The organism is Paenibacillus sp. J31P190 (genome assembly GCF_059692075.1).
This window is the reverse complement of record NZ_JCAUAS010000057.1, coordinates 1-10,683: the sequence shown is the minus strand read 5'-3', so window position 1 is coordinate 10,683 and position 10,683 is coordinate 1. Positions and strand designations below refer to the sequence as shown.

Annotated in this window: 15 protein-coding genes and 1 pseudogene; 12 read left to right on the top strand and 4 right to left on the bottom strand. The window is 41.6% G+C overall.

Translation table 11 applies throughout. The features are described from left to right. Positions 1 to 555: 555 nt before the first annotated feature. Positions 556 to 702, top strand: a complete 147-nt coding sequence (locus AC58U0_RS37030) for an SDR family NAD(P)-dependent oxidoreductase (protein ID WP_497383631.1) — start codon at positions 556 to 558, stop codon at positions 700 to 702. 266 nt (positions 703 to 968) lie between these two features. Here the strand turns inward: AC58U0_RS37030 and AC58U0_RS37025 are convergent, their stop codons facing one another. The 3 genes from AC58U0_RS37025 to AC58U0_RS37015 form a co-directional block, all read right to left on the bottom strand. Further along, positions 969 to 1,748 (bottom strand): alpha/beta fold hydrolase, encoded by a 780-nt coding sequence (locus AC58U0_RS37025; protein WP_497383629.1) that lies wholly within the window; start codon positions 1,746 to 1,748, stop codon positions 969 to 971. Positions 1,749 to 2,430: 682 nt separating this feature from the next. Continuing rightward, entirely contained in the window at positions 2,431 to 3,177 is a 747-nt protein-coding gene (gene map, locus AC58U0_RS37020) for a type I methionyl aminopeptidase (protein WP_497383628.1), read from the bottom strand. Between the two features lie 7 nt (positions 3,178 to 3,184). Next, entirely contained in the window at positions 3,185 to 3,769 is a 585-nt protein-coding gene (locus AC58U0_RS37015) for a TetR/AcrR family transcriptional regulator (protein ID WP_208919955.1), read from the bottom strand. 316 nt (positions 3,770 to 4,085) lie between these two features. Between AC58U0_RS37015 and AC58U0_RS37010 the strand changes: the two genes are divergently transcribed. The 4 genes from AC58U0_RS37010 (at position 4,086) to AC58U0_RS36995 (ending at position 5,823) form a co-directional block, all read left to right on the top strand. Continuing rightward, positions 4,086 to 4,256 (top strand): hypothetical protein, encoded by a 171-nt coding sequence (locus AC58U0_RS37010; protein WP_497383627.1) that lies wholly within the window; start codon positions 4,086 to 4,088, stop codon positions 4,254 to 4,256. Between the two features lie 136 nt (positions 4,257 to 4,392). Further along, positions 4,393 to 4,734, top strand: coding sequence for a hypothetical protein (locus tag AC58U0_RS37005; RefSeq protein ID WP_497383626.1), 342 nt, complete (start codon positions 4,393 to 4,395; stop codon positions 4,732 to 4,734). A gap of 197 nt (positions 4,735 to 4,931) precedes the next feature. Then, entirely contained in the window at positions 4,932 to 5,174 is a 243-nt protein-coding gene (locus AC58U0_RS37000; RefSeq protein ID WP_497383625.1) for a hypothetical protein, read from the top strand. 205 nt (positions 5,175 to 5,379) lie between these two features. Then, positions 5,380 to 5,823, top strand: coding sequence for a histidine phosphatase family protein (locus AC58U0_RS36995; protein ID WP_497383624.1), 444 nt, complete (start codon positions 5,380 to 5,382; stop codon positions 5,821 to 5,823). Between the two features lie 133 nt (positions 5,824 to 5,956). Here AC58U0_RS36995 and AC58U0_RS36990 read toward each other — a convergent pair whose 3' ends face one another. Next, the gene (locus AC58U0_RS36990) at positions 5,957 to 6,166 is read right to left on the bottom strand and encodes an alpha/beta-type small acid-soluble spore protein (RefSeq protein WP_497383623.1); all 210 of its coding nucleotides are present in this window, start codon (positions 6,164 to 6,166) and stop codon (positions 5,957 to 5,959) included. A 431-nt stretch (positions 6,167 to 6,597) separates the two neighbouring features. Between AC58U0_RS36990 and AC58U0_RS36985 the strand changes: the two genes are divergently transcribed. The 7 genes and pseudogenes from AC58U0_RS36985 to AC58U0_RS36955 form a co-directional block, all read left to right on the top strand. Continuing rightward, complete coding sequence (locus tag AC58U0_RS36985; RefSeq protein ID WP_261304347.1) at positions 6,598 to 6,729, top strand: hypothetical protein; 132 nt, start codon at positions 6,598 to 6,600, stop codon at positions 6,727 to 6,729. A 475-nt stretch (positions 6,730 to 7,204) separates the two neighbouring features. Then, positions 7,205 to 7,645, top strand: coding sequence for a hypothetical protein (locus AC58U0_RS36980; protein WP_497383622.1), 441 nt, complete (start codon positions 7,205 to 7,207; stop codon positions 7,643 to 7,645). A 1,036-nt stretch (positions 7,646 to 8,681) separates the two neighbouring features. Continuing rightward, a complete protein-coding gene (locus tag AC58U0_RS36975; RefSeq protein WP_497383630.1) occupies positions 8,682 to 9,110 on the top strand; it encodes a ribonuclease FAU-1 family protein in 429 nt (142 codons plus the stop codon). 89 nt (positions 9,111 to 9,199) lie between these two features. Beyond that, positions 9,200 to 9,727 (top strand): P-loop nucleotide/nucleoside kinase family protein, encoded by a 528-nt coding sequence (locus tag AC58U0_RS36970; RefSeq protein ID WP_497383621.1) that lies wholly within the window; start codon positions 9,200 to 9,202, stop codon positions 9,725 to 9,727. Positions 9,728 to 10,206: 479 nt separating this feature from the next. Continuing rightward, positions 10,207 to 10,389, top strand: a complete 183-nt coding sequence (locus AC58U0_RS36965; protein ID WP_497383620.1) for a YetF domain-containing protein — start codon at positions 10,207 to 10,209, stop codon at positions 10,387 to 10,389. Further along, positions 10,390 to 10,557: a YetF domain-containing protein gene (locus AC58U0_RS36960; protein WP_497383619.1), complete on the top strand. Its 168-nt coding sequence runs from the start codon at positions 10,390 to 10,392 to the stop codon at positions 10,555 to 10,557. Further along, positions 10,557 to 10,683, top strand: a pseudogene (locus tag AC58U0_RS36955) (DinB family protein); the annotation flags it as partial. The gene AC58U0_RS36960 and the pseudogene AC58U0_RS36955, both read left to right, overlap by 1 nt.

Sequence of the window (10,683 nt, the reverse complement as noted above, 5' to 3'; positions counted from 1 at the left end):
TCTATCGTTCACCACTTTTATGGGATGTGAAATCCTGCGAACAAGCGAGCATACGTAAGAAAATCTAATCATTCTGAGGGAGGAATGTAAGGGCATAGACCCGTTGAGCCGCGGGAGGGTGAACCTCCAAGGATTTTGTGGAGCATGCGTGCAGTAGAGAAGGATCTGGGGAAATGTTCCATATGTTCCTCTATTCCCGCACGCCCAAAATATGAATCAACGGTTTTAATCAACTTACTTTCTGAAAAATACTGATTTATAAGGTGATGAAATCCTGCGAGTGAGTGAGCATACGTGAGATAAACCTTTAAAACCGAGGGACGGGCAGATTTGTTCGATAAGAGCCTTCAGATTTTATTACATAAAAAGGAAAACGGGTTTTTCTCACGAAGTAATTCTTTAACAAGTTGGATTTTACGATGTTTGCAATCACTAAATTAAGAACCAATTTTTCAGGGAGGAATTTTAGAGATGTTAAGTTGTATTACTGAATTGCCAACAGAAAACCAATTGGTGGAAGACTTGAACCTGGTGAATCAATAAATGAAGGCTTAGATTTTAGTCACAGGAGCTAACCGCGGTATAGGAAGGGAAATCGCATATCAACTGGCTTTGAATGGGTTAAAAGTTGGCAGCCGAGACGAAGATAAAGGGCGTCACACCGTAGAAGAGATGCGTCAAGAAGGACTGGCACAAAATTAAATAAGTTAGAAGCAACGCTTAATGTTCCAGTCAACGAACACGGAAATGGCGAGGGGAGAGCTGTGGTGGTTGGTATGCGACAAGTAGAACCTAATAAAAAGGAATGAACCTATTTTTCTAAATGCTGATTACTGTCGGGTGACAAGAACATAGTCCCATTAATTGCCGCGTAAAACGCGGTCTTTTATTTTATGGGATCAAGTTCTTGTCACGAGCCAATGACAAGAACTTGATCCCATTCCCGATTTTGACAATAATCCGAGGCGTTATGCAAAAGAAGATAGTAATTGGTTGAATCTATCGCGCTCCTCTAAAAAAGCGCAATGGCCGCTGTATTGGAACGGAACTAGCCTCGAATTTTTGATCAGCTTATTTGTTTCCTGAGCTTGGGTAAACGGAATGACTTTATCATGAATTCCGTGAATAATTAGAGTGGGCACATCGATCTGCCCAAGATCATTGTAAACATTTTCGTCTCTAAGCGTGACCATAATGGCGGAAGTCGACCAATTCGCCGCTTGTAATCCCATTTGAACGAACCATTCGGATTTCGGATCGGAAATGTACTGAAAGAAAAAAATCCCTGTTTGGTCTTGCAGCATTTTCGGACGGTCATTGTTTGTTTCTTCGATGATTTTATTAGTAAATTCTTTTGGAACGCTCGATGGAGAGGCAGCGTCGATAAGAACGAGTTTAGATACCCCGAACCCTTTGTAACGAGCCATATAACGAATCGAGATCGCGCCTCCGGTAGAGTGTCCAGCCAGTGTTATGTTTTTTAACTGTAACGCTTCGATGACCATGCGAAGATCATCTGCTAATCTGTCGAAACCGTAGCCCCCGAATGGTTTATCCGAATTGCCGTATCCTCTCCAGTCCATTCCGATACAACGATATCCGAGCTTAGGAAGGAAATTGAACTGATATTCGAACTGGTTATGGTTTAGCGGCCATCCATGAATAAAAAGTATCGTTTTATTTCCCTTCGGATTGATGTCCTCTATAAATAGGTTGACCCCCGGTTCCACAGTAACGAAGTATCCCAAGTGTATCACCTCAATTTATTAAATGTAATTTCCCTTTAAGATATTCGCCATAGGCAGGGTGAATGCCTAATTTCGGCGTTAAACTGTGTTGATATTATGCGAAGAGGTTTCTGAGGAATACATGCTTAAGGCTAGGAAGTGCATACCGCTAATGGGGAAACTATCAAAAAGCAGTAGAGACTTTAAGAACAGAGCCAAGGAGTTCCCGTAAAATCGTGCCATTCAAGTCTTCCTTGCCATGGCGCTTTACAACAGCGGGCAGCACAAGGAAAGAGTTAACCTGTTAATCACCAACTTGATAGAAACGACTTCGGACAAGAAATTGCATTATTTCAAACGTGGGATACTAGCATATAACGAAATCCTCGACGAAATAGCCAAATGGTGTGTTTTTTCGATTTCAAAATGCACGTGGGAATGAGATGAAATTCTTGTCATTTATGGGTTAAATTTCTTGTCATCCGACATATCTGTCGGGTGACAAGAACTTGATCTCATTCCCGACGGATGATAAGAAAAAGGTGAGGCCACTGAATATGATCGCGTCCAAGCGAGAAGCCTCATCAGATCTATGGACACGCTGTCCCCGAACATGCTTCAGCTTGAAGATGGGAACGGGATATCGTTATGCCGAATACGAAAAAAAGAAGTCGACCATTTCGTTGGTCGACCTCTAATTTTTCTATTGCGCGGTCAAAATTTGTGGACCTTCAGCCGTGATGGCGATCGTATGCTCGTATTGGGCGGCGAGCTTGTTGTCCTTCGTCCGTGCGGTCCAGCCGTCCGGATCGATTGTCATGAAGTAGGTGCCTTCGGTGATCATGGGCTCAATCGTGAACACCATACCTTCCTTGATACGGAGGCCTTTTCCAGGCTTGCCGACATGCATATAAGTCGGCTCTTCGTGCAGGTCGCGGCCGATGCCATGGGCGAGAAGGTCGCGCACGACGCCGAAACTGTGTGATTCCGCATGCCGCTGAATCGCGCTCGTCACATCGCCGAGTCGATTGCCGGGCTGCGCCTGCTCGATGCCCAGGTCAAGACATTCCTTCGTGATACGCATCAACTTCTCGGCCGTCGGCGAGATCTGCCCGACCGCATAACTCCAGGCCGAATCGCCGAGCCAGCCATCGAGCTCAGCGACAGTGTCGATCGTCACGATATCGCCTTCCTCAAGTGGCTTATTGCTAGGGAAGCCATGTGCGATCACATCGTTGGCGGAGGCACAGGTCGCATATTGATAGCCCTTATAGCCTTTCTGGTATGGCTTTGCGCCGTGCTTCAACATAATGTCCTCGAATATGCGCTCAATCTCGTGTGTGGTAATACCCGGTTTGATAAGCGGGGCGATTGTACGATGGCATTCAGCCACCACTTGGCATGCCTTGCGGATAGCCTCAATTTCATGCTTGCTTTTTAAAATGACCATGTTCGTATCAGGACTCCTTCGTAATAGCTTGCATAGCGAGTCGGGCGATTCGATCGACGTCCAGGTCGGAATTGCCCGCATAGTAGTGCAGCCCACAGCAACCGACCAGCACGGCAAGCATATGGTCGACGCTGTCGTCTTCGCACTGGGCGATCGATTGGAGTGGAACGTACAGCCGTTCCATAAATTTTCTTTTGGCGTGGTGTCGATCCCTTTCAGGCAAGCCTGCATAATGTTCCGCCGCCATTTTGTAGACGAGATATGCGCGGGCGTCCGACTGCCACAGCCGGAGCAGCGCTTTACAATACGTCAACAACTGCCAGTCATCCGGGGGGCTGCCGCTGATGTTCGCCCATTTTGCGATAACTTGCTCGCATCGCTCGAAGCCGCTTCCTAACACATCTTCTATTAATAAATGCCGGTTGGGGTAATAATGGTAAACTGTGCCGTAACCAAGCCCTGCCTCGCGGGCGACGTCGCGAATATCAAAGCTGCCGCCCGTGCGAAAGTAGGAGCGCGCGGCGACGTCCAGGATCTGCTCTCTGCGCTGTATGCGTATGAGCTCATTTTGTTCTTTGGTACGGGGGCACATAGCGTGTTAACCTCCTTGTATGACCTGCAAATTTGTCAATATAAAAATAGTAACTCATGGGGTGGAGAAATGCAAAAGTTTTGTTGGTATTCGATAAAATGAAGTACTGAACAATAAAGAACTGTGATAATAAAGTTGTAGACTGGGCGCTGGCGTTAACCTAACGAGAAACGATAGTTCAAATATAAAACGATGGCAGTCGGAAAACATTCCGGCTGCCGTTTTAATTGAAGTAACGGGCAGATTAGAAATATGGAAATGACTGTAACTTTTTCTCGGGATTAGGAGTCTAAATATTAAAAGTGGTGTAATTTGTATGAAGAAATTATTTTATTTGGGCATGGCAGCCGTTATCACTATTTTATTAATCATCAGTTGTTCAGCTAAAATAATGGATAAAGGCAATGGTTCATATGCTGATGATTTAAACTTTGAGAATAAATACTATATAAATCATTCGGAATTTACAATTACTGATATTTATTAACAGTATTCGTTGCATTGATATCTTACCCCCAAGATTACGGGCCACACGTCATAATAAAAATCTGGAATGATTTAAAATGAATCAAAAACAGCCATCGGAGGAATAAAATGTATAAGTGCAAAGTTTAGGGGGATCATTGCTTGCTTTATTTGGAGAACCTCTATACAAAACAGATGATGCTTCGAATGCTTACACATTTGTGATCCAAGTAAAAGAAAACAATCAAAATGCATGTATATTTACGGTTTACGAAGGACCTAGCGGAACAGCGATTGGATATAATGGAAAGGGAGATAAGGAAACGGAAACAGCTGCTGAAGCTTTAATAACCGAAATTAAAATGACCACTCCTCTTGATTATAAAGAAGTGGTTATTTATCATGATTTAGGTAATAAAATTACATATGGATGCAAGAATGGAATTTGCTATTTTAGTGAAGAATTAGGTGCAATGAACTTTGAGCTTGATCAGGAATAGACTAAAGATATACTAAGGGATTCGTGGCTAGTGGAATTATGAATGTGAGTGGCGATTAACGAGGGACGATAGTTGAACAAACCTAAAAAGGCTGCTGCGTGCGGCCTTTTGTGCTAACGGGCATCTATATTTAAAAGATAATGGAAAAGTGCGTACGCTGGATTATGTAACTGTTAATCGAAAGGTAGGTTCAGAATTTGGCGACATATGTAATACTGATCAAAGAGTACGATGATGCAGAGAAGGTAATTTATAAATTTGGTCCAACGGAAGAACGAATGGGAAGAATTGAATTTGACAAGGTTGTTGAAGAATTTAGGGAGCTAGAGCAGGTGCCTAATACAAAAAATGACCATACATTCATGAGGGCCGTTTCAGCTATTGCAAGATGCTATAAAGAGGGGAATGGATTCCCAGATAGAACTTTTTTTGCTTCATAAGTTATTTCACTAAAGTCAAACCACCTTCCGACCAAACTGGGTCTCTTTTTGCTATTCAACTAACGAGCAGAATTGTTCAGTGAAAATTGTATTTACTTACAGCAAGGAACGAATATATAATACCAATTAGATATTTATCAAATTAGATGGATATCTAATCTTTTTCGAATCGAACCTGAATTATTAAAAGGAAGGAGTTGGTGCAATGAGCACAAATTTCTACCTTGTCAGACATGCTAAAAAAGTAAAGGGAATTGAAGATGTCGCTATATCGCCGGAAGGCTTGTTGCAAGCTCAGGTGACCGCAAGCCATTTTAGTAAAATGTCGATAAAAAAAATCATCTGTAGTCCACTAAAAAGGGCTAAACAAACAGCCCAAATCATTGCGAACGAAACTAAGACAACAATTACAGAAGATATTCGTTTGCGAGAGCGTGCCAACTGGGGTGATATACCTGGACAGACATTTGAGGAGTTTGTTGATTTGTGGAATCGATGTACACATGAGAGGGATTTTTCACCACCAGTTGGTGATTCTGCGAGGAAAGCGGGCGAGAGATTAGCTTCGTCCTTATTGGATTTGTCAGTTGAACATCCACAGGACAGCATTATCATTGTTACACATGGCGGTCTGATAACAGTTTGCTAATAACCCTCATTTACTTTAGTACCAGTTGTATGACTAAGCTAACGCGAACATTTGTTCAATGATAGCAATGTAAGGTTTGCCAGTTTGTACGAAAGGTGATCGTAGTCTTTTTTACTAGGCTTACATTATAGATTTAGCGTTTAAATCCATTTAACTGCTGCTCAGCAATTTGTACAAGACGCTTTGTAATTGTTCCTCCGATAGAGCCTGCATCCCTTGTAAGGAGATTTCCATTGTAGCCATTTGGATGAAGAGGGATGCCCAATTCTTGAGCTACTTCATACTTTAGTTGGTTAATTGCCGCTTTAGCCTGTGGTACGAGTAAAGTGCTGTTATTTGCCATGGGATAAAATCACTCCTTTTCTCAATATCTTTATTTTGTGGAGATTAAGGGAGGATTATGCAAGAATAATCTCATTTGAAAAGCTTTAGTTCCCAGTAAGAAATTATTGTTTAATTTCGCCGACAAATTAAGTGATTGGCACAATGTGTCTGCTTAAATTACTTCTTAAGTGAGTACAATATATATGTTTCAAATTACTCAAAGGGGTGTGCTAAAGTTATGACTAATCAAAAGAAAAGCGTGAAATCCGAAAAGCAAAAAAACCAAAAACCAAATCAAAAGGGTAAAATTGATGAGGCAAATATTAATTAAGGTGGTTATTTAACAAAATGGTTCACATATAAAGCCCTAAAAAAGCCTGAGGAAACTTTCCCACAGAACAGGCTTAATTTTTTAGCTTATTTCATCAAGATAGAAAGGAGGTAATCTCAATGTCCGATAAAACTAAAACTAAGATAACCAAATCTCAGCGTACCGTAGATAAGGAACTGCAATCTCGAACTCGAAAATCGCCTGACCAGTCTGCACAAAATAATACACATGATCAACCAGGTGATGCTTAAAAACATTCAAGCGAACCATTAAATTAACAGTAGCTGAATCTGTTGATGTTGATTACACAATTGCATGAGGCGAAAACGAACCAATGAGGCTCTATGATTAGATACGGATGTCAGTTCCTAAGTTAAGCTTCGGCATGGAACGATCTAAAATAATACGAGTTAGAGACCTGCGGCATGCTTCATGCTGCGGGTTTTTTTCTTGTTCGGCGGCACAAACATAATCGTTGTTTACAGTAAGTAAATGCGTAACAGCGAACACCAGTTGAGTGGCTTGCCTCGCGGCAATTCCTTTTTTTCTTCACTCAAAGGGAGGTTAAAGTTCATCGAGTTCAATAAAAAAAGGGGATCATGTCAGAGAATAGCCATTCAAGGTTTTTGCTCCCCACCTTCTACGATTAATAAAACAAGCACACAATCTTATCTCAACTTGGCTTCATATAATAGATAAGCTTCGACAAAAAGGAGGTGTATTTTAATGGTAAGATTACTAGATACAAGAACATCGCAAAATGCCAGTTTTCAACAATCGATCAGTTCTGCGAGTCCTACCACTCCCACATTATTTGGACAAGTAGGGCTAGAATGTTTGAATCCAGGAGGACTCATACGCGTTGAATTTACTGCAACTGTGACCATTTCGTTTCCAGCCGACTCACTAAATGTAACTATCCTGATCGAAGTTGTACGAGGAACACAGATTACAGATCCAACCGTATACTCTGCTAACTTAACCATACCAGCTCTGGGAAGTGAGGGATCGCTCATCTTTCCTTATACTGTTACAGGGTCAGATTACAACGTTCCTGCTCCTCCAAACAACCAGCTTGTTTATTCCGCATTCGTAAGTTCCAACAGCACCCAACCGTTTCGGGTCGGTCCGGAAAGTTTTAATGCCGCAGCCTATTCGGACTTTTAACGAATCGCTTGAGATCAGCATTCCTAGTCTATAACTTTATTTTCAATATACAGATGGAGATGGAACCGAACACAAAGTTTAGAAAAATGCGATAATAGAGGCGGTGGTTCGTCAGGTGTTATTGAACCAAGGAAAGAAGCATCTTTTCATACCGAGTATCAAATTAAGGAAAACGTCGATGTTGAGCAAGCAAAATCAGTTGCACTTACCGGTACTTTGCTTGTGATAGATGGTGACAAGGTTATCGCTGAAATACAGTTAGATAGCTAAGTCTCAAAAGAACTGATGTTACGCTAACGCAAAACGATAGCTGAACGAACAAGGAGCAGTTTGCCAGCGGCAGATGCTCCTTGTTCTGTTGAAGTAAAGGGCAGATTAATGAATACCCTAATTGATATTATGTGCTATTCTAAACTTACTTGATAAACGAAGGGGGAGTTCATAATAGTCACAAAAGTTTCGATTGGCAGGAAGATTATCTCCAGTTTACTTATGGCGGTGATTCTTTCGTATAGTCTCGTATTAATGCATGGCTATGCCCCGTTTTTCATCTATTTTATGTACTCTGCTATCGGATACGCAATAATTGGCATACCCTGCTCAATTATTGCGGAAATTATTGTCTTGAAAATAAAGGGAAAAACCCTTGGGACACTCGCAGGGTTATCTTTACATCTGATATTTGCTGGTATTATTGTATATTTGTTTACTCATGGCGAACCCTTTAAGTTTGACAATATGCTTGTATACTCGGTTATTGTTGCAGCGGCAGGGTTTTGGTTATCAGACAGCATTTTGAAACAAGTTAAATTTCTTAGTTGATTAAGCTATACTTCGATGTTTAACGGGAGACGAGTGTTCTTACTAGCTACTACTTAGAAGTCAATTCCATCGACCTTACAAGGAGGATGTATGAGAACATTACTTTTTTGTCTAAAGATGCGTATCTGGTCAAAGATGCTTTTGTAAACAATTTATACGATCGTACGTTTTGTATATTTGATTTAGAAGGTACGGGTATTAACGTTGAGACAGAATATATAATCCAGTTTGGTGCTATTATATTTCAAAATGGAGTGATAATACGAGAATTCAACACTTCCCTTCGGGTTGTAACCATTCGGTAACAACAATGTTTGATTCAAAGGGTAATATCGTGCAGTGGTACATAGATATATGTTCCCAAAACGGGGTTAGTGAGAATAATGTATCGTGGATGGATGATTTGTTTTTGGATTTAATTGTATTACCAACTGGTGAACTAATTAATAAGGATACCGTTGAACTGGAAGAAGCTTATATCAGCGGAATAATAAATAGGACACTATATAATTTAGCCAAGACAGAGTCAACTAAGCTCTGCGAATTAATTAAGCTTGATGAGTTCGCATTATTAAAGCTTTCTGAAGTACATAAAGAATTGCTGTCTCAAAAGCTAGGAACAAAGGGCGGTTCATTCAACTAATGGGGAACGATAGTTGAACAAATGTTGGAGCGAGGCTGCCGGCGTGAACCGGCAGCTTCGTAACGAACGGGTAGGGAGGGGAATATCATATGCATTTCACCAAAAAATCAGTAACCGTCTATCTTATCTCTGGCCCACTTGGTGTAGGGAAATCAACCGTCTCGAAGACTCTGGCCAACGCGATGCACCAATGTGCGTTGATTGAAGGTGATCTCCTTCTCCATGTCTACCGAGGAGATATCGAGCCGCCGTGGGAGGAACGACTCCGACTGGCTTGGCTTAATATTGCTGCGGTGACGCGGAATTTTCTCTTGAAAGGGCTAGACGTGGTTATCGATTTCGTCGTCGAAGATGAACTGCAATGGTTCTTTGACCAACTATCGGACCTCGAGGCGACGCTACACTATGTTGTGCTGTATGCGGAACCGAACACCCTTACCGCTCGACTCCATCAGCGAGGAGATGCACAATATATCCACCGTTCGCTCTTCCTTCGGAACAAGTTGATGGCGTCGCCGATCAATGAGCCATTCCTGCTGGATACCGATAATAAGCAGCCGGATGAACTTGCTGAGGAGATCATTAATAATTCCAGATTTCGGACACACTTGAAGTGATAAAATTATTTTGTGACAATTGAGGTAACGCCAAACGATAGCGTAATCACGCAGCGGCATGAAACATTAATATATGACGAAAAATATACCAAATTCCTGTGGGACCCACAACATATTTATTGTGGGTTCTTTATTTTTTGCTACATCCAAGAAAGAGGTACCAGGTTCCTGTCCTATAAAACCCTTGTTCTTGTCTTACAATCTATTGTCGTTCTCAAATGACAAGAGAAGTTTTAATTTTCGGATTTAGCTTGTCGGTTCATTTGTTGCGTCCTTTTTGTTAAACCATTTTTCAACGAAAGCGGCCTCCTCCTCCGGTGAATTGACTCCGGTCGAGAATCCAACAGTCCATGGCATATCATTTGGAAATGTGCATTTATTGTCGGCTTCGGCGTTATTTTCTACGGTGGTCTGGCAGGAAATCGGTTGCTCAAATGACTGTTGCTACTACAGTAGTTATAATCTTCATTGGAGAACTTATGGCGCAAGGTATCATTGAGAATTCTGTGTTACGATCGGTTGTAGCCGTTGCATTATTTGTCGCAATCCTATTTCTTATGGAAGTATTAGTGCTCAAATACAAATGGATGGAACGATGGATAACCGGAAAACCTGCAATCATCATCAGAGACGGCAAGGTTGACGAAAAGCAGTTGAAATGAATGCGCATGACCTATGGGCAGTTAGAAATGAGATTGCGACAATATAGTATAACTCGAATATCCGATGTAAAGACAGCATCGATCGAGGTCAATGGGGAACTTGGCTACGAACTGAAGCCGCAAGCTCAATTCCTTACCATGAAAATGTTTGAACAGTGTATGCAGTAGCGTTTTGGAAACCTTGTGAAGATAGTAATAGTATCGCTGAAATTGTGCAGCATTTACTTTATTGGAATGAAACTTGGCAAACTAGATACCAGAAATCTCATGTCAATGCTGTGCCTTCCATAGGAA

Bases quoted from the DNA above. Each gene is read 5' to 3' on its own strand.
- map (WP_497383628.1), bottom strand. From the start codon at position 3,177: ATGGTCATTTTAAAAAGCAAGCATGAAATTGAGGCTATCCGCAAGGCA.
- AC58U0_RS37015 (WP_208919955.1), bottom strand. From the start codon at position 3,769: ATGTGCCCCCGTACCAAAGAACAAAATGAGCTCATACGCATACAGCGC.
- AC58U0_RS37010 (WP_497383627.1), top strand. From the start codon at position 4,086: ATGAAGAAATTATTTTATTTGGGCATGGCAGCCGTTATCACTATTTTA.
- AC58U0_RS36995 (WP_497383624.1), top strand. From the start codon at position 5,380: ATGAGCACAAATTTCTACCTTGTCAGACATGCTAAAAAAGTAAAGGGA.
- AC58U0_RS36990 (WP_497383623.1), bottom strand. From the start codon at position 6,166: ATGGCAAATAACAGCACTTTACTCGTACCACAGGCTAAAGCGGCAATT.
- AC58U0_RS36985 (WP_261304347.1), top strand. From the start codon at position 6,598: ATGTCCGATAAAACTAAAACTAAGATAACCAAATCTCAGCGTACCGTA.
- AC58U0_RS36980 (WP_497383622.1), top strand. From the start codon at position 7,205: ATGGTAAGATTACTAGATACAAGAACATCGCAAAATGCCAGTTTTCAA.
- AC58U0_RS36970 (WP_497383621.1), top strand. From the start codon at position 9,200: ATGCATTTCACCAAAAAATCAGTAACCGTCTATCTTATCTCTGGCCCA.
- AC58U0_RS36965 (WP_497383620.1), top strand. From the start codon at position 10,207: ATGGCGCAAGGTATCATTGAGAATTCTGTGTTACGATCGGTTGTAGCC.
- AC58U0_RS36960 (WP_497383619.1), top strand. From the start codon at position 10,390: ATGCGCATGACCTATGGGCAGTTAGAAATGAGATTGCGACAATATAGT.